Genomic DNA, 22,682 nt, shown 5'->3' with positions numbered 1-22,682 from the left:
GAACACCGGATTCATGGGACTGCTGGAGGACAAGGTCGTCCTCGTCAACGGCGGCAGCCAGGGCGTCGGCGCGGGCATCGTGCGGGCGGCGGTACGGGAGGGCGCGAGCGTCGTCCTCACCGGCCGCCGGGCCGAGGTGGGCGAGCGGCTCGCCGCCGAGACAGGCGCCCGCTTCGTACGCGCGGACCTCGCCGACCCGGAGCAGGCACGCGACAGCGTCGTACGCACCCTCGACGCGCACGGCAGGATCGACTGTCTGGTCAACGCGGCCGGGCTGACCTCGCGCGGCTCGCTCCTGGACACCACACCCGAGCTGTTCGACCAGCACATGGCGATCAACCTGCGGGCGCCGTTCTTCGCCATGCAGGCGGCCGTGGCCGACATGGTCGCCCGTGAGGCGCCCGGCACCATCGTCAACATCATCTCCGACTGCGCCCACGGCGGCCCGCCCTTCCTGGCGCCGTACTCCGCGGCCAAGGCCGGCCTTGCCGGGCTCACCCGCAACGCCGCCCACGCCCACCGCTGGGACCGCATCCGGATCAACGGCCTCAACATCGGCTGGACCGACACCGAGGGCGAGGACGAGGTCCAGCGTGCCTTCCACGGCGCGGGCGACGACTGGCGGGAGCGGGCAGCGGCGGCCCAGCCGATGGGCAGGCTCGGGCAGGTCGACGAGATCGCCGACTTCGTCGTCTTCCTGCTCTCCGACCGCAGCGGGGTGGTGACCGGGTCCGTCATCGACTGGGGCCAGGTCGTCTTCGGCGGCCAGGGCTGAGCCGCTTCGTCGGGAGAGAGGGCGGAGAACCCACCTGGTTCGGCAACCATGAGGCTGAGCGGGATCGCCGGAGCGTGCGAGGGATGACGGACACACCCCTGCGGATCGGCGTCCTGGGCGCCGCCCGGATCGCCGAACTCTCGATCGTCGGACCCGGTCGTGCGGGCGGCCACCGACTCGTCGCGGTGGCGGCCCGGGACCGGGTCCCGGCCGTGGAGTTCGCCGCCGCGCACGGCGTGGAGCGGGTGGTGGACTCGTGCGCCGAGCTGATCGCCGACCCCGGGACCGCGAAGTCCCCCTCGTCCCAGATCAGTTGCCGAGAGCATGCCGGGTATGCGGTTTCTGCAATGAGTTATGCTCGCGCAGCGTATGCGACTGATCATGACGTGGGGGCCCGATGGGTACGCTGGGCGGCAGAACGGCTCTGGTCACCGGTGCCGGGCGCGGGATCGGCCGGGCCATCGCCCGCCGTCTCGCGGCGGACGGCGCGCTCGTCGCCGTGCACTACGGCAGTGACGAGACCTCGGCCCGGGAGACCGTCGCGCTGATCACCGATGCCGGTGGCCGCGCGTTCCCGCTGCGCGGTGCGCTCGACGAGCCCGACGGCATCCGGACCGTGTACGAGCGGTTCGACGCCGGGCTGCGCGCCCTGGGCGAGCCGACCGCGCTGGACATCCTGGTCAACAACGCGGGCTTCAACATCGGGGGCGGTGTCCGTGAGGTGACCCCGCAGGACTTCGACCGGCTCATGGCCGTCCACGCCAGGGCCCCGCTCTTTCTCGTGCAGGAAGGACTTGCGCTGCTGCGCGAGGGCGGCCGTATCGTCAACATCAGTTCGGCGGCCACCCGTGTCGCCCTCCCGTCCGCCCTCGCCTACTCCATGGCCAAGGCGGCCCTGGAGGCTCTCACCCACACCCTCGCCAAGGAGCTGGGGGTCAGGCAGATCACGGTGAACTGCGTGGCACCGGGGTTCGTCAGGACGGACATGAACCGAAGGCGCTGGGCAACGCCCGAGGCCGAGGCCCAGCATGCCGCGCTCTCCGCGTTCGGCAGGATGGGGGAACCCGCGGACGTCGCGGACATCGTGGCCTTCCTCGCCTCCACGGACTCCCGTTGGGTGACGGGACAGTGCATCGACGCGTCCGGCGGCTCGGCCCTGTGACCGCTGCACCGAACGGCAACTCTGCGCGAAGCCCGGGCCAATGACACAATCACAACGCCCCCCACCGCCTCGTCCGCGGCGCGCGAAGCGACCTCGGTGAGCCGGTCAGTGATCTAGTGCGCGCTGGAGTCATGCATGACCGCCTTACCTTCTTCCGAAGGCCAGATCGACACGAGCAGGCCCCATCCGGCACGGGTCTACGACTGGCTGCTGGGCGGCAAGGACAACTATCCGGTCGATGAGGAGGTGGCGTCGAAGCTGCCGCCGGAAGCGCGTCTCAACGCGATGCGCAACAGGGCTTTCATGCACCGCGCGGCCGCCTGGCTGGCCGGCAACGGCATCGACCAGTTCCTCGACATCGGTACGGGCATCCCGACCGAGCCGAACCTGCATCAGATCGTGCAGGGCACAGTGCCGTCGGCGCGGATCGCCTACGTCGACAACGACCCCATCGTGCTGCGGCACGCGGAGGCTCTCCTCTTCAGCAGCCGCGAGGGGGCCACGGACTACATCGAGGCCGACGTGCGGAGGCCGGGAACCATCCTCGACCACGCCCGGACGTTCCTGGACTTCACCCGGCCGGTCGCGCTGTCGATGATCGCGCTGATGCACTTCATCACCGACGACGAGGACCCCTACGGTCTGACGCGGACGATTCTCGACGCGCTGCCCTCGGGCAGCTACTTCATGTTCTCCCACGGCACCACCGACGAGCACCCGCACCTCGTCAAGTCGGTGAACGCGACCTACCGCAAGGGCGAGATCCCCCTGCGCATGCGTACGCGGGCCGAGATCGAGCCGTTCTTCGAGGGCCTGGAACTGGTGGCTCCCGGACTGGTCACGGCGACCCACTGGTACCAGGACCCACCGGCTCCCGCCCAGGAGCTGAGCGGCTTCTACGTCGGCGTCGCCCGCGTGCCGTGACAACGCCCCCGCCCCCGGGGCGAGGCGGGAACGCAGGAGGATCACTACGCTGCACGGGTGTTCTCATACGACGAATTGACTTCGCCGGAACGCGAGTTGTGGGACGCGTTTCCCGAGGGGCGGGCCGTGAGCCTGCGCGCGGACGGGCCCGGGGACGACCGCGCCGTCGAGGGTGGGCGCTGGGGGCCGGAGCGGACGGTCAGGGCCTCCGTGATCGCGGCACTGATGCTGGGCGCGCGCAGCGGGCAACCCGGCGCCGTGCCGTGTCTGCGGCTGGCCGGAGCCCGTATCGCCGGCCCGCTCGACCTGGCCGGCGCGCAGCTCGCGTACGCCCTCTGGCTGGAGGAGTGCTGGTTCGACGAGGCGGTGAACCTGCTCGGGGCGACCACCCAGACGCTCGTGTTCAAGGGCTGCCGGGTGCCCGGCATCGAGGCCGGGGCGGCCCGTGTCGAGGGGAACCTCGACCTGGGGCGCTCGATCGTCGAGAGCGGCGCCCCGTCGCACTTCCACCATCGCGTCACCGCCCTGTCCCTCACCAACTCCCGGGTGACCGGCGGGGTGATCCTCAACAGGGCCGAGCTGAACGCGCCCGGCGGGTGGGCCCTGGCCGGCGGCGGCCTGGTCATGGAAGGGGGACTCTTCTGCCGGCCCGGGTTCGTCGCGCGGGGTGAAGTACGGCTGCCGGGTGCGCAGTTGCCCGGCGGGCTGTACATGAACGGCGCGCGTCTCGAGGAGCCCAGCCCGCGTGGCCTGGCGCTCAACCTGGAGAACTCCGTGACCTCGACGGTCGTCCTGTCCAGCGGGTTCGTCGCGAACGGCACCGTGGAGCTGCGGGGCGCCCGTATCTCGGCCGGCCTGAGCTTCGCGGGGGCCGTGCTGAACGGGCCGCCCGAGGGCGCCGGGCCGTCCCTGTCGGCCTCGTTGATGCAGGCCGTCGACTTCGACTTCACGCTCGCCCGGCCGCCGTCGGGCGCCGTGGACCTGCGGGGTGCGCAGGTGTCGTACCTGCGCGACGGCGAACGCAGCTGGCCGGACGTGGTGGAGCTGGACGGCTTCGAGTACGGCGCCATCAGGGGGGTCGAGGCCGGCGGGCGGCCGGAAGCCGCGGGGCAGCGCAACTCCGTGGCCCGCCGGGTGGCGTGGATACGGCGCAGCCCCGGCTACAACCCCCAGCCCTACGAGCAGTTGGCGAGCTGGTACCGCAAGGCCGGGCACGACGACGAGGCCCGCCGGGTGCTCCTCGCCCGGCAGCGCCACCGGCGGCGGACCCTGCCCCCGGCCGCGCGGGCGTGGGGGCACCTGCTCGACGTGACCGTCGGCTACGGCTACCGCCCCTGGCTGGCCGGCGTCTGGCTGCTCGCGCTGACCCTGCTGGGCACCCTGTCCTTCGGCGGCCACTCCCCCAAGCCGGTCCAGCAAGGCCAGGGCGCCCCGTTCCAGCCGCTCGTCTACACCCTCGACCTGCTGATCCCCATCGGCGGCCTGGGCCAGCGCGGCGCCTGGTACTGGCCGGACGAGGGCCTCCAGTGGCTGGCCTACCTGCTGATCGCCTTCGGCTGGATACTGACGACCGCCGTCATCGCGGGGGTCACCCGCGCCCTGCAGAAGAACTAGCGGCGACTGCCCGGCGCGGGCGCCCTCGGCAGCCGAACGGGCCCGTCCACCGACGGACGGGCCCGGGTCCGGACGCTGGGCGCTGGGCGTGTCAGTTCACGCGCACGGTGACCGTGACGGTCTTGAGCACGGCCGGCAGCTTGGTGGTGTCGACCTTCAGGATCTCGCCGTTGTCGGTCTGGCCCGTGGCCGGCAGCACCTTCTGGTGGACGGTCCACTTCCCGTCGGGGTCGACGGCGATGGTGTCGATGCCGAAGTCGTCGTCGTTGGACAGGTACAGCGTCTTGCCCGCGTCCGTGGTGGCGACGCCCTCGACCTTGTCGTGCCCGAAGAACTTCCCGCTGGGGTCGAGCTGGCTCACCAGCGTCCCGACGTTGAGGTAGGGCTGCTTCTGCGCGACCTGGACGCCGGCGCCGGTGAGCGCGGTGAGCGCGGCGTTGGTGCCGACCTTGCCGACGAACGCCTCCGGCGACTTGCCGCCGACGGTCAGCCCGCTGACGTCGGTGGCACCGTTGATGTCGACCTCGTAGAGGGACTTCTGGGCGAACGGCTCGACGTTTCCGTCGCGCTCGTCGACGACGAACTTCGTGTCGGACAGCGCCGTGATCTCGCTGTTGGCGTCACCGGTGGTGGCCGGGTCGTCCAGCAGGTACAGGTACTGCTTGGTCCTGAACGTGCGCAGGTCGATGGTGACGATGCGGGTGGGCGCGAGGTTGGACGCCTTGGTGCTGCCCAGATCCGGCTGCTGCAGCGCGGCCTGCATGACGCCCACCAGGGTCGAGCCGTCCGGCGTGACCGTCAGGCCCTCCATGCCCTTGTTCTTCAGGCGGTTGGCCAGCTCGGCCGGCAGGTAGGCGAGGATCTTGTGGAACTGGTTGTCCTGGCTGTCCTTGTACGGGGTCAGCCGGCCCAGTTCGTAGCCGTTCGCGTCGAAGTGCGTGAGGTACGGACCGTACTCGTCCGAGACCCAGAACGTGCCGTCGGGCAGCGCCACCAGGCCCTCGGAGTCGTAGCCGTAGGGGTCACGCCGGACGGGCACGGGGGTGCCGCCGTTGGCGTTCGTCGCGGTGACGTCGTCGATGACCTCGCTCGTGTCGTGCGGCGGACGGCCGCTGTACGGCACGCCGCCCAGGCTCTTCGGGCCCTTGAGCGTGATCTTCCCGACCAGCTCGGCCCTGCCCTTGTCGAGCTTGAACTCACCGATCTGCGGGGTGAAGTCGGTGAGCATCTCGGACTTGTTGCCGTCCGGGGCGTCGGCGTTGGGACCGCGGTCGGTGAGGCCGTAGAAGCGGCCGGACTTGCCCGGTACCGGGGTGAGCGCGGAGCCGTAGCCCTCGCCGGAGATGCGGGTGGTCGTACCGCCCGGTCCCGCGACCGTGGCGAGCGAGGGCAGCGGGTCGCCGTTGCGCTGCGTGTCCTTGAACAGCTGCACGGCGTCGGTCGCCGTGTACGTGAAGGTGTCCGTGCCCTTGAAGCCGGCGTGCGGCGTGTACGTGAACGTGCCGTCCGCGTCGACCGTCGCCGTGCCGTGGGACGGGGTGGTGTGCCGCACGACCGCGGTCGCGCCGTCGTCGTTGCGCAGCACGTCACCCGTTACCTTGCCGTGGCCGGAGAACGAGTCGGCGGCCGCGTCGAAGTCGTGCGTCGGGGCCGACAGCCAGCCGTGGGCCTGGGCCACGACGGTGCCCGTACCCGCAACGGCGACGGTGACAAGGATCGCTGTGCCGATCCGGGTGCGCTTGCGCAAGCGAGGTCTTGAGGTCATGCCCATGAACTTGTAGGTCGGGAGTGAACCCTGAGTCGCCATCAGGTGAACCGACGGTTCAAAGTGGCCTGTTTTCGGCCGGGTCGCAGCACGTCCACGCATCTGCCATGTTCACATCTTGACGGACGTGGTATAGACCAACTGCTGATCACTCCGCGGGTGCGCGGAGCCGGCCGGGCGTGCGGCTGCCCGGCCGGCTCGGTGCCGCTCAGCCCGGCAGTCTCCAGTTCTGGGCGGCGGTGCCGTTGCAGGTGTACAGTTGGAGCTGGGTGCCGTTCCCCGTCGAGGAGTTGGGGTCGTCGAGGCACAGCTTCGACTCGGGGTTGACCAGCGACCCGTTGCCGCCGGCGGTCCACTGCTGGGCGCCGGTGCCGTTGCAGGTCCACAGCTGGATCAGCGTGCCGTTGGTGGTCCCGCTGTGGTCGGCGTCCAGGCACTTGCCGAGGGCCCGGACCGTTCCGTCGCCGGCGACGATCCAGTCCTGGGCGTACGTGCTGTCGCAGCCCCAGATCTGGACGTGGGTGCCGTCAGCGGTGCCGGAGGACGCGACGTCCGCGCACAGGTTCGAGGCCACCGACGAGGTGAGCGGACCGATCCGCGGCGAGGTGGGCGCGGTGGTGTCGCCCGCGTACGAGGGCGGCGCCGCGCCGGCCGCGGTCGCCCAGGAGGTGTTGGCGCCGGTGCCCAGCGTGAAGTCCAGCGTGCCGCCGGCCGTGATCGCCGTGGTGGGGGCGTAGGCGTTGTTCCACGCCGTGCCGTTCCACGCCGCGGACTGGACGTAGGGGGCGTTGTCGGCGGCGCCGTTGCCGTTGACCGTGAGCGTCCTGCCCGACGGGAGCGTGACCACGGCCTGCGTGAACAGCGGTGAGCCGAGGGCGAGGTCGGCGGTGCCGGGCGTCTCGGGGAACATGCCGAGCGCCGACCACACGTACCAGGCGCTCATCGCACCGAGGTCGTCGTTGCCGTCGGCCAGGCCGCCCGGCGTGTTCGACCAGATCTGGTCCTGGATCGCCCGCACCGTGCCCTGCGTCCTGTAGGGCTGCCCGGTGTAGTCGTACTCCCAGGGAAGTTCGATGCTCGGCTCGTTGCCGACCCAGGCGTAGCCGTTGGCGCCGGTGTAGCTGCGCAGCACGGTGTCCAGGTAGTGGTTCATCGCCGTGTTGCCGCCCTTGGCGCGGGCAAGCCCACCGATGTCGAAGGGCACCATCCCGGTGTAGATCCACGAGTCGGCCTCGACCATGTCGGTGCCGCTGGTGGGATCGAAGCCGCCGGTCCACGAGCCGCTCGCGTTGCGGGGCTCCACGAAGCCGGAGGCGGGGTTGAGCACGTTGCGCCAGTCCTGCGCGCGGTTGGCGTAGGTCTTCTGGTTCGCGGTGTCCCCGAGCGCTCCGGCCAGCGCGGAGATCGCGAAGTCGGCGGTGTCGTACTCCAGGGTGGTGGCCACCGGGCCGTAGAAGTTGCAGCAGCCGTAACTGCCGTCGTGCGGCATGTAGCCAGGCGAGTTCAGATAGGCGAGGCCGGGGCGGTCGTTGTTGGCGGTGCTCGCCTGTTTCAGCATGTCGGCCAGGGCGGCCGTGGTGTCGAAGTTCCGGGCGCCGAAGGCGTAGTAGTCCGCGAGGATGGCGTCCGCCGGGTCACCGACCATGACGTACGACTCGCCGTTGTTCTCCGACCACTTGGGGAAGATCCCGGTCTGCGCGTAGTCGTCGACCATGGACTGGGCGGTGTCCGAGGCGACCTGGGGCGCGACGAGGGCTTCGAGCTGGGCCTGCGAGCGGTAGATGTCCCAACCGGAGTAGTTCGCGTACACCGCGCCGTGACCGGCGTCCACGGTGTGCGTCTTCCCGTCGAAGCCGTAGTACTGCCCGTTGCTGTCGCTGATCACGTTCGGGTGCAGCAGCGAGTGGTAGAGCGCCGTGTAGAAGCTCTGCTGCTGTGCGGCCGTCCCGCCGGCGATCTGCACCTTGCCGAGCGTGCTGTTCCACGCGTTCTGCGCCGCGGTCCGCGTCGCGTCGAAGTCCCAGCCGGCGTTCTCCGCGGTCCGGTTGGCGACCGCGCCCGCGACCGACACGTAGGAGATGCCGACCTTGGCCTGCACGACCGGGTTGCTCGTGGTGTTGAAGGTGACGTAGCCGTTCGAGGCGGCGGCGGCCGGGGCGGCGCTGCTCCGTGTGCTCTTCGCGGACCCGGGGTGCGCGGTGCCGGGGTTCTTGCCGTGCAGGACCGGCTGGTTGGGCTTCTCAGCGGCGTTCTTCGAGGCCTTGGCGGTGGCCGGAGGCGTGGTGGCCGACGCCTTGGCGAGCGAGCTGCCCTGCGAGGCGAACGGCTGGTCGAAGACCATGTCGAAGTACACGGTGTACGTGTTTCCCGCGCCGCAGAAGTGGCCGCTGGTGACCTGCCCGCTGACCTCCGTGTTCGACACCTTGGTGAACTGGGTCGAACTGGCACCGTTCTGACTGCCCGTCAACTTGAAGATCAGGTTGGCCTGGCTGGTCGAGGGGAAGGTGAAGCGGGCCATGCCGCTGCGGGTCGTGGTGGTCAGCTCGGTGGTCACCTGGTTGGTGAGCGTGACCTTGTACGACCCGGCGGAGGCCGACTCGTCCGCGTGCGAGAACGCGTCCGTGGCACCGGTGTTCACCGCTCCCACCGTCGGCAGCACGGGTATGTCCCCGGCCGCACCGCAGCCGGGACCGCCGATGTGGGTCAGGCTGAAGCCGGTGATCGACGAGTCGTTGTACTCGTAGCCTCCGCCGTCGGGCCGCGACGGCGTGTCCGGGCTCCACTGCACCATGCCGAACGGGACGTCGGCGCCCGGGAAGTCGTCGGCCTGGTTCGACGTTCCGATGAACGGATTGACGAGAGTGGCCGGTGAGGTGACGAGCGCGGCCTTGCCTGCGGCCCACGCCGGGGTGCACAGTCCGGCCGCGGCGAGCGCCGCGGCCGCGAGGAGACCGGTCGCCATGGTGCCGGGAGGTCTCGACAGTCGTGTGATCACGGGGTGTGCTCCTCTACTCGGAAGTTGAGGTCCGACAACGTTGTCGGCGCGGTCGGGAACGCGACCCCGGATGAGGAACGGCGCGCGCCGGGTGGTCGGATGGCCAGCGCTGACAACGTTGTCCGACCGTGGAGACGAGGTGCCTGAGCTACGAACGCTTCGAAGGGTCCCCGGGCCGTGAGCGCCCCGGGAGCAGAGCGGGAACTGTCCGTGAAGCTAGCCACAAGGCAGGGGCATGTCAACGACTGCCGCGCAGTGGCGCGTTGGGTACGACGCGAGCCGGCCGCCGCGGCCTGCGGGTCGCAGACGCCGTCACCGCGGAGCGGCAGGCTACGGTGGCGCATCCGGCGCCAAGGGAGGCAGCACATGATCGACGTCGTTCTCGGAGTGGACGTGGGCACTTCCAGTACCAAGGGCGTCGTGGTGGACACGGCCGGCCGCGTCCTGGGCGAGGCCGTACGCGGTCATGCGGTCGACCGTCCCCGGCCGGGGCACGTTGAGATGGACGCACAGGTGTGGTGGGACGAGTTCGTCTCGCTCGCGGCCGAACTCCTGGACCGCGACGACGTCACCGTCCGGGCCGTCGGAGTCAGTGGCATGGGCCCGTGCACCCTGCTGGTCGACGGCGCGGACCAACCGGTGCGTCCGGCGGTGCTGTACGGCGTGGACACCCGCGCCGGGGAACAGATCACGCGGCTGAACCGGGAGTTGGGGCCGGACACGGTCTTCCGCAGGTGCGGTTCGGCGCTGTCGTCCCAGGCCGTCGGGCCGAAGCTCGCCTGGATCCGCGAACGGGAGCCCGACGCGTGGGCGCGCGCCCGCCGTCTCTACATGCCGGCGTCGTGGCTCGCCCACCGCCTGACCGGCGCCTATGTGCTGGACCTGCACTCCGCCAGCCAGTGCACCCCGCTGTTCGACATCCACGAGCAGCGCTGGATCCCCGAGTGGGCCGAGCACATCGCACCCGGCATCGAACTCCCGCCGCTGCGCTGGCCGGGCGAGGAGGCCGGCCGGGTGCGGACGCCCGTCGCGGGCGTCCCGGCGGGGACGCCGGTCATCGTGGGGACGATCGACGCCTGGAGCGAGGCCGTCAGCGTCGGCGGCCACGGTGTCGGCGACCTGATGCTGATGTACGGCACCACGATGTTCCTGGTGAACACCGTCGACCGGCTGGTGACCAGCCCGTCGATGTGGTCCACGGTGGGTGCCCTGCCCGGCACCCGCTGCCTGGCCGGCGGCATGGCGACCTCCGGAGCCGTCACCGACTGGCTGGGACAGCTCTTCGGCGGCATCGGGCCCGGCGTGCTGTTCGGCGAGGCGGCCGCGTCGCCGCCGGGTGCGAACGGCCTGGTGATGCTGCCCTACTTCGCCGGGGAGCGCACGCCCGTCATGGACCCCGACGCCCGAGGAGTGATCGCGGGCCTGACGCTGGGTCACACCCGGGGCGACCTGATGCGGGCGGCGCTGGAGGCGACCGCCTACGGGGTCCGGCACAACGTCGGGACGATGCTCGCGGCCGGCGCCGACATCCGGCGGATCGTCGCGGTGGGCGGCGGCACCCGGGGCGGGCTGTGGCCCCAGATCGTCAGCGATGTCACCGGCCTCGAACAGATCGTCGCCCGCACCACCATCGGGGCCAGTTACGGTGCCGCCTTCCTCGCCGCCGGGCTGACCGGCCGGCCGGACATCACCGCCTGGAACCCGCCGGAGTCGGTGGTCCGGCCCGATCCCGCGACCGCGGCCGTCTACGGCCGCCGGTTCACCCAGTACCGGGACCTGTACGAGAGCACCACCGCGGTCACCCACGCCCTGGCCCACGACCAGCGGACCGGCCCTCGAACACGCTGACCGGCTTGCGCAGTTGTTGCCGGCGCACCGCGAAACAACGGGCCGCGCAGCGCGGAGTGCGCCTGTTACGGTACGCCGGTGTCAGCGATCAAGCAGTTCCAGGTCACCTTCGACTGCGCGGAACCCGAGCGTCTCGCCCGCTTCTGGTGCGAGGTGCTGGGGTACGTCGTACCACCGCCGCCGGCGGGGTTCGCCACCTGGGACGAGTTCAGGCGCGCGCAGCCGCCCGAGCAGCAGGACGCGTGGTTCGCCTGCGTGGACCCTTCGGGAGTGGGCCCGCGGCTCTACTTCCAGCGCGTGCCCGAGGGGAAGGCCGTCAAGAACCGGGTGCATCTCGACGTGCGGGTCGGCACCGGCCTCGTGGGCGAGGAGCGCCTCGCCGCGCTGGAGGCCGAGTGCGCGCGGCTGGTCCCGCTCGGCGCGGTGCACGTGCAGACGCTGTACGACGGCAATGACGCGTGCATCCCGATGCTGGACATCGAGGGCAACGAGTTCTGCATCGACTGAGCACGCCCGGCCGCCCCGGGGTTGTCCTGGTCCGCTTGGTCAAGTCCATCCGTTCGTCGGGCCCCGGGAGCGCTCGCCGAGGTGCTCCGGCCGCGGCCGCCGGCTGTGGGGCGAGGTGCTGGCGCGATGTCGAACGGCAGCCGTGCACATGGAGGTTCACGACGTCGGGTGCCGGAGTGGTTCGGCCACGGTGCGGCACGGCGTCGTCCGACGCCCGGTCAGAAGCCGGTGAGCGTGGTCTTGTCGATGGCGGAGCCGCTCTCCTGGAGGCGGTGGGCCGCGCGGAGGGTGGCGGCGTTGACCGGGCCCAGGTCGCGGGGTTCCGACCGCTCCGGGCCGGCCCGCTCGCGGTCAGGTCCGGCGGGCGCAGGACGCGAGGCGGTCGGCGAGGGCGGCGACGAGGTCGCGCAGTTCGCCGGGGCGCTCGACGACGAACGGCCGGTCCAGCGCGGCGAGTACCGGAGGCAGCCAGTCGAGCCGCTCCACCCGCAGCTCGACCCGCAGCCAGCGCTCGGCCGCCGGGTCCCGGTCCGCCGCGGGTTCGTGTTCCTCCAGGGTGGCAACGGCGGCGGGCAGCCGGGCCCGGATCTGCTCGGGCGTCCCGTGGATCCGCAGGGTCACCTCGTGCCGGTACCCGGCCGTGGCGAACCCGGAGAGCACGCGCTCCGCGGGAGCGGGGCCCTCGGGCGCCTCGAAGGAGCCGGGCAGGGTCCGCGCGTCCGCGATCCGGTCGAGCCGGAAGGTCCGGTCCGCACCTGCCGAGGCGTCCCTGCCGGTGACGTACCAACGGCCCGCGTGTGCGACGATCCCGTACGCGTGCAGGGTGCGTTCGCTGCGCCGTCCGTCGCGGTCGCAGTAGCGGATCGAGACCGGCCGGCGGTGGCGTACCGCGTCGGCGACGGTGAGCAGGACCCCGGCGTCCGGGGTGTCGAACTCGCCGGGCCGGTCCGTGAAGGCGAGGGCCTCCAGGAGGGCGTCGAGACGGCGCGCGACATGCCTGGGCAGCACCCGCCGGATCTTCGCCGCGGCCGTCTCGCTCGCCGTGAGCTCCGTCGTCAGCCCGGCCCGGCGGCCGGCGACCAGGCCGAGCAGTACGGCCAGCGCCTCGTCGTCGCCGAGCATGAGCGGCGGCAGGCGGTAGCCGGGGGCGAGCCGGTACCCGCCGTAGCGGCCGCGCACCGATTCGACGGGCACGTCGAGGTCGATCAGCTGGTCCACGTACCGCCGTACGGTGCGCCCTTCGACGCCGAGCCGGTCGGCGAGTTCGGCCACGGTCCGGGTGCCGCCCGACTGCAGCAGTTCCAGGAGGGTCAGCACGCGGCCGGTGGGTCGGGACATGGACACAATCTAGCGCGAATACCGGACCGATTCTGTCCGCTATTTCTCCTAGCCTGCGTGGTGCCCAGCTTCAGCACAGCCAAGGAGACACCATGGACTTCGTCTCGATCCGCATCATCACCGGCGACGTGGCACGCCTCGTCGCGTTCTACGAGCGGGCCACCGGGGCTCGGGCGGCGTGGGCCACCGAGGACTTCGCCGAGCTCAGGACGGCCGGCGCGACCCTCGCGATCGCCGGCACCCGCACCGTCCCGCTGTTCGCACCGGGCTCCGCCCGCCCGGCGGAGAACCACAGCGTGATCACCGAGTTCCTCGTCGACGACGTGGACCGCGTCCACCGGAACCTGAAGGACTTCGTCACCGACTTCGTCACCGAGCCCACCACGATGCCCTGGGGCAACCGGTCGCTGCTGTTCCGCGACCCCGACGGCAACCTCGTCAACTTCTTCACCCCCGTCACCCCGGCTGCCGTCGCGAAGTTCGGGCGCTGACGCCTCGGCCGCGCTCTCAGAGGGCGGCCAGCCAGGCCGCCGTGTCGTCGGGGTGCGCGAAGCGGTGGGTGTCGAGGGGGGCGAAACGGGGATCCCCGACCCGGCGCCCGATCTCGCGGCTTCGGGGGCCGTGCTGGGACCAGGCCCACCAGGCCGGGTGCTCCCGGCTCAGCCACCCCGACCAGGTCTCCCTGTTGCCGCCGAAGAGGGCCTCGCGTGTGACGGTCCGCCGGACGGAGCGGCGCAGCACGCGGGGCATGACGACGCGCCTGGGATAGTCCAGCCAGACCACGGTGTCGGCCCGGACCCACAGCAGGTCACGGACTTCCGGATAGCCGAGCGAGTCGACGATCCAGCGCGGCCCGGCGGTGAGCCGTGCCACGTCCGCGGACAGTTCGCCGTTGACAGCCCAGCCGGGGCCGTTGAAGTACAGCGCGTCCATCTCGTGGTAGGGCAGGCCCAGACGACCGCTCAGGGCCCGGGCGAGCGTGGACTTGCCCGCGCCGGTGACCCCCACCACCAAGATCCGCTCCATCCGTGCACCCTATCCCGCGGCCTCACCTGCGCTGCCCTGAGTACGGCTACTCATGCCGCCGCGCACCGGGGCAGGGACGATGGGCCGTACCGGCGGGCGGGAGACAGGGGGACACGGACCATGGGCAGGTTTCTCGGAGCGCTGGCGGCCGTCGTCGCGGCGGCCACGGCGCTGATCCTCGCGTACGTGGCGGGGGCGCCGCCCGCTGTGGTGTTCGCCGTGGGTGCGGGGGTGCTGAGCCTGCTGTGGCTGCTGCTCCTGCTCACCCTGCCCTGGAACCTGTACTTCAGGGCGCATGCGGTGCTCGCCGAGATCGCGGTCAGCCGGGAGAAGGGCATGACGGTCCCGGCGGCCCGGGACGCCGAGGCCGCGCGCATCGCCCGCGCGATGCTCCGGGCGGCGGTCGCGGGGCACCTCGTGACCGCCGCGGCCGTCGTCGCGGTCACCTGGGCGACGGGCGAGTTCACGGGGTACTGGTTCGCCGCGTTCTTCCTGCTGAGCACCTTCTTCCGGCCGGCCGGCGCCTACTTCGGCCAGCTCCGCAGGCGCCTGGGCAGCCTCCTCGAGGACGTCACGTACCCGCGGGACGACGTCGTCGAACTGCACGCCCGGCTGGACCGCGCCGAGGCCGGGACGCGGGTCCTGGCGGATCAGGCGGAGGAACAGCACCGGGCCCTCGCCGAACTGCGGCATGCCGTCGACGCGCTGGCCCAGCGCTCGGACGAACGGGCCGAGGCGGCGGATCGCAGGATGGTGGCGTTGGGAAGGCAGTTCGAGGCCACGGTGAACCGGCTCACCGACGACCAGGAACTCATCGCGGGCATCAAGGCCTTCCTGCGCCTGCTGCGCTCCCCCGACGCCGCCGACGGCGCCCCGGCCTCCGGGTGACCGACCCCCGTCCGCTCCCGCACTGTCTAGGGTTGGGGCATGGACGCCCGTACAACGCACCCCGCTCCGGCTGCCGTTGACCACGCCGAGCTGCTCGCCGACCCGTACGCCGGGTACGCCCGGCTGCGGGAGGCCGGACCCGTGCACCGGATCACCGGCACCGACGGGCTGCCTGCCTGGCTGGTGACGCGGTACGAGGACGTGCGGCAGGCCCTGGCCGACCCACGGCTCTCCCTCGACAAGGCCCACGCCGAGCCCGGCAGTTATCGCGGGCTCGCGCTGCCGCCCGCGCTCGACGCCAACCTGCTGAACATGGACCCGCCGGACCACACCCGCGTCCGGCGCCTGGTGTCCCGGGCCTTCACGCCCCGCCGCATCGCCATGCTGCGCGAACCCGTCCGGGCGACCGCCGACGCGCTCCTGGACGCGATGGCGCCCCTCGGCCGTACCGATCTGATCGCCGCCTACGCGGCGCCGCTGCCCGTCGCCGTGATCTGCGAGCTGCTGGGCGTGCCCGAGGGGGACCGGCCGGACTTCAGGTCCTGGACCGACGCGCTCGTCGTGCCGGACCACACCCGTCCCGGGCGGGCGAAGGAGGCCGTCGGGGCGCTGCTGGCCTTCTTCGTCGGGCTGCTCGCCCGCAAGCGTGCCGAGCCCGCCGACGACCTGCTCTCCGCCATGATCGCCGTGCGGGACGAGGAGGACCGGCTCAGCGAGGACGAGTTGATGTCGCTGGCCTTCCTCATCCTGTTCGCCGGGTACGAGAACACCGTCCACCTGATCGGCAACGCCACGCTGGCCCTGCTGGAGAACCCCGGGCAGCTGGCCGCGCTGCGCGCGGAGCCGGCCCGGCTCGGGCCGGCCGTGGAGGAACTGGTCCGCTACGACGGGCCCGCGCCGCTCGCGATCCGCCGCTTCCCGACCGAGGACGTCGTCATCGGCGGGGTCACCGTCCCGGCGGGCGAGACGGTGCTGCTGTCCCTGGCGGCGGCCCACCGCGACCCGCGCCGCTTCCCCGAGCCCGACCGGCTCGACCTCGGCCGTGACGCCACCGGGCACCTGGGCCTCGGCCACGGCATCCACTACTGCCTGGGCGCGCCACTGGCCCGGCTGGAGACCGAGATCGCCCTCGGCGCGCTCCTCGCACGCTTCCCCCGCCTCGAACTCGACGTCCCGGTGGACCGGTTGGAGTGGCGTCCGTCGATGCGCACCCGCGGGCTGCGCGCCCTGCCCGTGCGCTACTGAGCGGACCGGCCGGCAGGCGGCGGCCCCCCGGTCGCCGCCGCGTGGGCGTGTCCGGGGGGCCGCTGCCGGCGTGCACCGCCGTCAGGTGCTGGTACGCCGGCGGGCCGGTGCCCGGGAGGCCGACTTGGGCTCCCGGGGCAGGGGCTTCGCCGGCGCGGTGTCCCTGGTGCCGAGCACCTGGCCGTCGCCCGCGGTGCGGGCCACCAGGTCGCCGTCCTCGGTGGCCAGCACCTGGTCGCCGTAGAGGTCGTGCAGCCAGTTGGTCTGGTAGATGGTGTCGAGGTAGCGCTCGCCGAGGTCCGGTGCGATGGCGACCGCGGTGAGGTCGCGGGCGTCGTGCCGGGTCAGCCAGTCGGTCGCGCCGCTGACCACGGTCCCGGTCGAGCCTCCGAAGAGGAAGCCGTGCCGGGCCATGCGGTGACACATCCGGATGGTGTCCGGCTCCTCCACCTGGATCACCTCGTCGACGAAGGACTCGTCGAGCAGCGGCGGGCGCATGCTCATGCCGAGGCCCGGGATCATCCGGCGGCCCGGCTCGCCGCCGAACGCCACCGAACCGGCCGCGTCCACCGCGACGATCCGCACCGGCCGGTGCCACTCGCGGAAGTAACGGGCGCAGCCCATCAGGGTTCCGGTGGTGCCGGCCCCGACGAACAGCACGTCGAGTTCCGGGAACCGGCGGGCTATCTCCGGGCCGGTGGTGCGGTAGTGCGCCGTCCAGTTGCCCACGTTGGTGTACTGGCTGAGCCACACGTACCGGTCGTCCGACTTGCACAGCGAGCGGACGTACTCGATCCGCGTGCCCAGGAACCCGCCGTTGGAGTCCTGGTCGGCCACGATGTGCACCTCGCTGCCGAGCGCCTCCATCAGGAGCCTGGTCGACAGGTTGCAACGGGAGTCCGTCACACACAGGAACCGGTAACCCTTGCTCGCGGCGATCATGCTGAGCGCCACGCCGAGATTGCCGGAGGAGGACTCGACCAGCACGGAGTCCGCTTTCAGGATTCCGTCCCGCTCGGCGTTCTCCACCATCTCGTTGGCGGCCTTCAGTTTGATGGATCCGGCGAAGTTGAAGGCCTCGCACTTCAGGTAGAGCGGGTGTCCGCAGATCGACTCCAGGTCGACGTAGAGGTCGCCCTCGTTGAAGGCGTAGGGAGCGGAGATGACAGGCACGGCGGGCCTCCTGGTGCCGGGCCGAGGACGACGGCCTCAGCCGTAGCGGCGCAGTTCGTGGAAGAAGTCATCGATGAGACAGAGGTCCCCGGCCCGGGACACCTCGTCGTAGACGTACTTGCCGACGGCGAGGTCGAGGACGCCGAGTCCGAAGGGCGAGAAGATCACCGGGCGGTCGGGCGGCGGGGCGGCCCGGCCGGCCATGATGTCGCCGAGGGTTCCGTTGAGGAAGTCCCGGTTCCCGGTGAGCTGTTCGACCAGGTGGGGTGACGTGTCGGCCTTCAGGCAGTGGTCGACGTCGTCGACGAAGTTGGCCGCGCCCAGGAGGACCTCGGGGGCGAGGTCGCGCAGGGACACGTGCAGGACCAGCGGGTTGTGGGTGAACCAGGCCGGGTCCGTGACATGGGGTTGGCCGGCGATGGTGGCGAAGACCACCAGGTCGCTGCCGCGGACCAGGTCCTCGGCGTTGTCGTGGACGGTGATCCGCGCGCCGGTGCCGGTCTGTTCCAGGTAGCCGCGGAAGCCGCCGGCGCTGTCGGCGGACAGGTCGTGCACGCCGATCTCGTCGAAGTCCCAGCCGGTGCCGGCCAGGAAGGTGTGGATGTAGCGGGCGATCAGGCCGGTGCCGAAGAAGCCCACCCGGCGGGGGCGGGTGCGGCCCCGGCTGAGCCAGTCGGCGGCCAGGGCGGCGGAGGCCGCGGTCCTGGTGGCGCTGATGATCGAGCTCTCCAGGCAGGCGAAGGGGTAGCCGGTGTCGTGGTCGTTGAGGATCAGCACCGCGGAGGCCCGCGGCAGCCCGGCGCCGACGTTCTCGGGGAAGCTGGAGATCCACTTCAGGCCGTCAACCTGGACCGGCCCGCCGAGGGAGGCCGGCAGCGCGATGATCCGCGAGGCCGGCCGGTCCTCGAAGCGCAGGAAGTACGACGGCGGGTTGACCGAGTCCCCGGCGTCGTGCAGCCGGTAGGCGGTCTCGACCAGCTCCACGAGTTCCTTCTCGCGGCCGCTCAGGGCGCGCTGCACCCGCTCACCGGTGATCACCGCGAAGGTCGGCGCGGATCCCGGCCCGGGCCGGGCCGCCCGGGCGGCCGTGGACAGTACGTCGGTCATCGCTCGCTCGCCTCCAGGGCCTGGCAGTCCTCGGCAGGCCGGACGGGGTCGCCCATGCCGACGAGGACCTGCCGCTCGCCGGTGAAGGCCTCTCTGCTGTGCGCGGTGCGGATGTTGTCCACGAGCAGCAGGTCACCCTGGTGCCAGGGCTCGCGCCGGGTGTGTGCCTCGTAGGTGCTGTTGATCAGCTGGACGACGTCCTCGCCGACCGGACTGCCGTCGCCGTGGCGGGTGTTGAACGGCAGTCCGTCCGCGCCGTAGACGTCCACCAGGTACTCGCGGACCTCGGGGGCGAGGGTCCATTCGTTGAGGAAGGCGATCTGGTTGAACCAGCAGCGGCGGCCGGTGACCGGGTGCCGGACGACGGCGTTGCGACGCTGTTCGGTGCGCAGGCTGCCGTCGGGCTGCCAGGTGAAGTCGATGGCGTTGGCCCGGCAGTAGCCCTCGATCGCGGCGCGGTCGGCGGTGCCGAACGACTCCGTGAGGCTGGCACCGATCTCGTCGTTGTAGGTGCGGGTCAGGATCCAGCCCTCCCGCTCGAACCGTTCGACGAGCCCCGCGGGCAGCGCCCGCAGCACCTCCTCGGCGTCGGCCACCGCGGTCGCCCCGCCCTGCTCGGCCGCGGTGCGGCAGGCGAACAGCATCAGGCCGGGCACCCGGAGCTGGTAACTCAGTTCGTGGTGCATGCACATGGGCTGGTTGGCCGGCCAGGGCGTGGAGTCGTACACGCCGGGCAGGTGGGCTTCACGGGGGGTGAAGGCCTCCCGCTCCGTCATGAGTTCCCCGGCCAGCTGTCCGAAGACGGCACCGACCTGGGCGGTGTCGCGCAGTCCGAGGCCGCGGACGACCAGTGCCCCGTGCTCGGTGACCTGGGCGCGCAGCGCCTCGCGGTGCTCGGCCGCCCACTTCGGGGGGTCGTCGGGGGGATCGACGCACAGCAGGGCCGGCTTGTCCGGCCGCAGCTCCACGTCGAGCGCTGATGCCAGGGAGGAGAAAGGCATCTCGGGTTCCTTTCGGTCGCCCGCCTGGGGTGTGACGGGTCAGGAGGAGGCGAGGGGGAGGACGGTGGTCAGGACGGCCTGCGCGGCCTCGGTGGGGCGGGTGCGCAGGAAGTGGTGGCCGCCGTCGGCGAGTTCGTGCAGCTCGACGCGGTCGGCAAGGAGCAGCCAGTCCCGGTGCAGCCGGGCGTGGCCGGCGGTGTGCGGGTCGTCGGCGGCGACGACCACCGAGACCGGGACGGGCAGCTTGGCGGACGGCGGGGCTTCCAGGGCCGAGCCGAAGTAGCGGTGGGCCGCGGCGCAGTCGTGCCGGTATGCGGCGGCGATGTGGGCGGCGTGCCGCGGGTTCAGCTCGGCGAGTTCGGGGTGGCCGCCGTCCGCGGCCAGGCGGGCCGCGATCTCGGCGTCGCTCAGGTGCGCCAGCTCGGCGACGGCGGTGCGGCGTTCGGCGGCGGTCCCGAGCAGGTGCGCGGCGAGGAAGAGCCGTTCGACGGGTACGCCCCGCTGCTGGAGCCTCCTGGCCGTCTCGACGGCCGGTGCGGTTCCCGAGGAGTGGCCCCAGAGCAGGACCCGGGTCAGGCCGCGTGCCGTGATCTCGGCGGCGACCTGCTCGGCCACCTCCTCGACGGACGCGAACGGCTCGGGGGGTTCGGCCAGGTTGTGGCCGGGCAGGTCCACGGCCAGGACCGCGAGGCCGCTGCCCGCGAGCGCACCCGCCATCGGCTGGTAGTTGACCGCGTTGCCGCCCGCGTACGGGAAGCAGACCAGGGCGCTCCCGGGGGTGCCGTTCCCGTCCGCCAGGGTCAGCAGCAGTTCGGGGCGCTGCCGGGCCGGGCCGTCGAGGAGGGCGGCGAGGTCGGCGAGGACCGGGTGCCGGGTGATGTCCTTCAGGGACACCGCGCGGTCGAGGGCGAGGCTGAGTCTGACCGCGGTCAGGGAGGTGCCGCCGGAGTCGAAGAAGTGGTCGGTGCGGCCGACCTGCTCCTCGGGCACCCCCAGCAGTTCGGCCCAGGCGGCGGCCACTTTCCGCTCGGTCGCGCTGAGTCCACCCGCGTCGGCCCCGTGCGGGGCGCCGTCCGCCCGCCGTGCCTCGCCGGCGGGGGCGGCTTCGGCCAGCCTGGTGAGGGCCTTCTTGTCGATCTTGCCGTTGGCGGTCAGCGGCAGGCTGTCCTGCCGGTGGAAGGCGGAGGGCACCATGTAGGCGGGCAGTGTCGCGCCGAGCGCCTCGCGCAGGGCCTCCGGGTCCTGCCGGTCGCCCGAGTAGAAGGCGATGAGCTGCTTGCCGCCGCCGGTCCGCTCGGCGACGACCACCGCGCCGTCCCGTACGCCGGGCACCCGCAGCAGGCAGTTCTCGATCTCGCCGATCTCGATCCGGAATCCGCGGATCTTGACCTGGCTGTCCCGGCGGCCCAGGAACTCCAGCTTGCCGCCGGGGTGCCAGCGCCCCCAGTCGCCGCCCAGGTACAGGCGTTCGCCCGGCCGGTACGGGTCGCTGCGGTACGCCTCCCGGGTGCGCTCGGGGTCGTTGACGTATCCGCGGCCCACGCAGACGCCGGAGAAGGCGATGAGTCCCGGGGCGCCCAGCGGTACCGGTGCCAGGTGCTCGTCGACGACGTGGACGCGGACGTTGTTGACGGGCCGGCCGAGCAGCACCCGGTCGGGCACCTCCGTGAGGAGTTCGTGGTTGGTGTCGTCGGACGTCTCGGTCAGCCCGTAGGCGTTGAGCAGGCCGATGCCCGGCTGGACCGCCAGCCAGCGCTGGACCAGTTCGCGCTTCAGCGCCTCGCCGGTCACCGACACGTACCGCAGGTCCGGCAGGGTGCGCGGGTGCTTCTCCAGGTAGGAGACCACGACCTCCAGGTACGACGGCACGAGCTGGGCCACGCCGACCCGGCCGCGTACCAGGGTGTCGGTGAACCGGGCCACGTCCGTGATCACGTCCTGCTCGACCAGCAGGGTCCGCCCGCCGACCAGCAGCGGGGCGACGAGCTGCCACAGGGAGATGTCGAAGCACTGCGGGGCGGTCTGCGCGACCACTGTCCCCGCGCCGATCTCCAGGTCGTCGATCTTGGCGTGGAGGTGGTTGAGCATGCCCGCGTGCTCGCACATCGCGCCCTTGGGCTCGCCGGTGGAGCCGGAGGTGAAGTAGATGTAGGCGAGTTGACCGGCGTCGACGCGGATCCCGGGGTCGTCGTCGGCGTGCGGTTCGGCGTACGCCGCGTCGAACGGCAGCTTCTCGACGTCCGGCAGGGCGGCCAGCGCCCCGTCCAGGGTGGCGGTGCTGCCGGGCTCGGCCAGGACGAGCCGGCAGCCGGCCCGGGACAGGGTGGCCTCGATGCGGCCGGCCGGGAAGTGCGGTTCGATCGGCAGGTACACGCCGCCCGCCTTGAACACCGCCAGTACCGCCGCCGGCCAGTCGAGGGTGCGCTCGGAGACGACGGCGACGACGTCCTCCCGGCCCAGTCCCCGGGCCAGCAGGGCGCGGGCCAGCCGGTTGGCGCGGCGGTTGAGTTCGTCGTACGTCCACTCCCGCGTGCCGTGCACGGCCGCCACGGCCTGTGGATGCGCCCGCACTTGCTGCTCGAACAGTTCGTGCGCGCGGGCGTCCGGCAGCGGGCGGTGCGGCCCGGCCAGGCCCTCCAGCTGCTCGTACCGTTCCTCGGCGGAGAGCAGGCTCTGCCGGGTGTGGTCGGCGCCGGGGTCCGCGGTGAGCAGCCGCAGCGCGGTGAGGTGGTAGCCGCCGATGCGGGCGGCGGCCTCGGCGTCCAGGACGTCGGTGCGGTATCGCACGTGCAGCGTCATCCGGCCGTCCCGGTCGGACCAGCGCACGTCCAGGACGCATCCGTCGGCGTGGGCCGCCTGGACTCCGAATCGGCCCCAGGCGGTTTCGTACGGGGGCTCGGTCAGGCCGAGTTCGCCGCGCAGCTTCGCCACCGGGTGGTCCCGGTGGGCCGACACCTCCGCCTCGGCGTGGCCGGCGGCCGTGAGCAGGGCGGACCAGCTTCCCGGGGGGACGGTCACCCGGCAGGGCAGCGGCTCGCCGCCGGCGTCGGTGACCAGGCCCGTGACCACGTCCGGCTCGCCCGAGAGCGCGGCCAGCACCTTGAGGTGGGCGGCCAGCAGCAGTGCACGGACCGGCAGGCCCTGCCGGCCGGCCATCTGCCGCACCGCCCGCGTCACGTCGTCCGGCACCGGTGTGCGGTGTCCGGCCGTTCCCGGCGCCGGGTGCCGGACCCAGCGGGGCACGGCGGTGGCGCCGCCGGCGGTCAGTGTCCGGGTCCAGAACTCCCGGTCCGTCTCCACGCGCGTTCCCATCG

17 protein-coding genes and 1 pseudogene are annotated in these 22,682 nt (G+C 72.2%); 10 read left to right on the top strand and 8 right to left on the bottom strand.

Annotated elements, in window-relative coordinates; all coding sequences use genetic code 11:
* Positions 1 to 13 precede the first annotated feature (13 nt).
* The 5 genes and pseudogenes from ACZ63F_RS02335 (at position 14) to ACZ63F_RS02315 (ending at position 4,475) form a co-directional block, all read left to right on the top strand.
* Entirely contained in the window at positions 14 to 775 is a 762-nt protein-coding gene (locus ACZ63F_RS02335) for an SDR family oxidoreductase (protein ID WP_469707896.1), read from the top strand.
* Positions 776 to 858: 83 nt separating this feature from the next.
* Positions 859 to 1,056, top strand: a pseudogene (locus ACZ63F_RS02330) (Gfo/Idh/MocA family protein); the annotation flags it as partial.
* A 116-nt stretch (positions 1,057 to 1,172) separates the two neighbouring features.
* Positions 1,173 to 1,937, top strand: coding sequence for an SDR family oxidoreductase (locus ACZ63F_RS02325; protein WP_469707894.1), 765 nt, complete (start codon positions 1,173 to 1,175; stop codon positions 1,935 to 1,937).
* 135 nt (positions 1,938 to 2,072) lie between these two features.
* Complete coding sequence (locus ACZ63F_RS02320) at positions 2,073 to 2,861, top strand: SAM-dependent methyltransferase (RefSeq protein ID WP_469707892.1); 789 nt, start codon at positions 2,073 to 2,075, stop codon at positions 2,859 to 2,861.
* Between the two features lie 57 nt (positions 2,862 to 2,918).
* The gene (locus ACZ63F_RS02315) at positions 2,919 to 4,475 is read left to right on the top strand and encodes an oxidoreductase (protein ID WP_469707890.1); all 1,557 of its coding nucleotides are present in this window, start codon (positions 2,919 to 2,921) and stop codon (positions 4,473 to 4,475) included.
* A gap of 91 nt (positions 4,476 to 4,566) precedes the next feature.
* Here the strand turns inward: ACZ63F_RS02315 and ACZ63F_RS02310 are convergent, their stop codons facing one another.
* Together ACZ63F_RS02310 and ACZ63F_RS02305 are read right to left on the bottom strand one after the other, a co-directional pair.
* The gene (locus tag ACZ63F_RS02310) at positions 4,567 to 6,240 is read right to left on the bottom strand and encodes an esterase-like activity of phytase family protein (RefSeq protein WP_469707888.1); all 1,674 of its coding nucleotides are present in this window, start codon (positions 6,238 to 6,240) and stop codon (positions 4,567 to 4,569) included.
* A gap of 208 nt (positions 6,241 to 6,448) precedes the next feature.
* Positions 6,449 to 9,235 carry a lectin gene (locus ACZ63F_RS02305; RefSeq protein WP_469707887.1) on the bottom strand — a complete coding sequence of 929 codons (2,787 nt, stop codon included), beginning with the start codon at positions 9,233 to 9,235 and terminating at the stop codon, positions 6,449 to 6,451.
* 366 nt (positions 9,236 to 9,601) lie between these two features.
* Between ACZ63F_RS02305 and ACZ63F_RS02300 the strand changes: the two genes are divergently transcribed.
* On the top strand, positions 9,602 to 11,083 hold the full coding sequence (locus ACZ63F_RS02300; RefSeq protein WP_469707885.1) for an FGGY-family carbohydrate kinase: 1,482 nt from the start codon (positions 9,602 to 9,604) through the stop codon (positions 11,081 to 11,083).
* 78 nt (positions 11,084 to 11,161) lie between these two features.
* Entirely contained in the window at positions 11,162 to 11,590 is a 429-nt protein-coding gene (locus ACZ63F_RS02295; RefSeq protein ID WP_469707883.1) for a VOC family protein, read from the top strand.
* Between the two features lie 351 nt (positions 11,591 to 11,941).
* On the opposite strand, the gene ACZ63F_RS02290 is transcribed toward ACZ63F_RS02295, so the two are convergent.
* On the bottom strand, positions 11,942 to 12,928 hold the full coding sequence (locus ACZ63F_RS02290) for a helix-turn-helix transcriptional regulator (protein ID WP_469707881.1): 987 nt from the start codon (positions 12,926 to 12,928) through the stop codon (positions 11,942 to 11,944).
* Positions 12,929 to 13,020: 92 nt separating this feature from the next.
* On the opposite strand from ACZ63F_RS02290, the gene ACZ63F_RS02285 reads away from it, so the two are divergent.
* Complete coding sequence (locus ACZ63F_RS02285) at positions 13,021 to 13,419, top strand: VOC family protein (protein ID WP_469707879.1); 399 nt, start codon at positions 13,021 to 13,023, stop codon at positions 13,417 to 13,419.
* A 16-nt stretch (positions 13,420 to 13,435) separates the two neighbouring features.
* On the opposite strand, the gene ACZ63F_RS02280 is transcribed toward ACZ63F_RS02285, so the two are convergent.
* On the bottom strand, positions 13,436 to 13,954 hold the full coding sequence (locus ACZ63F_RS02280; protein ID WP_469707877.1) for a P-loop NTPase family protein: 519 nt from the start codon (positions 13,952 to 13,954) through the stop codon (positions 13,436 to 13,438).
* Between the two features lie 120 nt (positions 13,955 to 14,074).
* Here ACZ63F_RS02280 and ACZ63F_RS02275 point away from each other — a divergent pair, with 120 nt between their 5' ends.
* Positions 14,075 to 14,842 (top strand): hypothetical protein, encoded by a 768-nt coding sequence (locus tag ACZ63F_RS02275; RefSeq protein WP_469707876.1) that lies wholly within the window; start codon positions 14,075 to 14,077, stop codon positions 14,840 to 14,842.
* Positions 14,843 to 14,881: 39 nt separating this feature from the next.
* Positions 14,882 to 16,087: a cytochrome P450 family protein gene (locus ACZ63F_RS02270; RefSeq protein WP_469707875.1), complete on the top strand. Its 1,206-nt coding sequence runs from the start codon at positions 14,882 to 14,884 to the stop codon at positions 16,085 to 16,087.
* An 81-nt stretch (positions 16,088 to 16,168) separates the two neighbouring features.
* On the opposite strand, the gene sbnA is transcribed toward ACZ63F_RS02270, so the two are convergent.
* From sbnA to ACZ63F_RS02250, 4 genes are read right to left on the bottom strand one after another with little or no spacing between them, the layout of a single operon-like run.
* Complete coding sequence (gene sbnA, locus ACZ63F_RS02265; RefSeq protein ID WP_469707873.1) at positions 16,169 to 17,260, bottom strand: 2,3-diaminopropionate biosynthesis protein SbnA; 1,092 nt, start codon at positions 17,258 to 17,260, stop codon at positions 16,169 to 16,171.
* A 36-nt stretch (positions 17,261 to 17,296) separates the two neighbouring features.
* Entirely contained in the window at positions 17,297 to 18,367 is a 1,071-nt protein-coding gene (gene sbnB, locus ACZ63F_RS02260; protein WP_469707872.1) for a 2,3-diaminopropionate biosynthesis protein SbnB, read from the bottom strand.
* Positions 18,364 to 19,368 carry a TauD/TfdA family dioxygenase gene (locus ACZ63F_RS02255; RefSeq protein WP_469707870.1) on the bottom strand — a complete coding sequence of 335 codons (1,005 nt, stop codon included), beginning with the start codon at positions 19,366 to 19,368 and terminating at the stop codon, positions 18,364 to 18,366. Before ACZ63F_RS02255 ends, sbnB begins: the two co-directional genes overlap by 4 nt.
* Before the next feature lie 39 nt (positions 19,369 to 19,407).
* Complete coding sequence (locus ACZ63F_RS02250; protein ID WP_469707868.1) at positions 19,408 to 22,680, bottom strand: non-ribosomal peptide synthetase; 3,273 nt, start codon at positions 22,678 to 22,680, stop codon at positions 19,408 to 19,410.
* Positions 22,681 to 22,682 lie beyond the last annotated feature (2 nt).

It is taken from the genome of Streptomyces sp. NPDC104761, from assembly GCF_055583445.1.
Note: the sequence above shows the minus strand (reverse complement) of the source record. Positions and strands in the feature narration are given on the sequence as shown.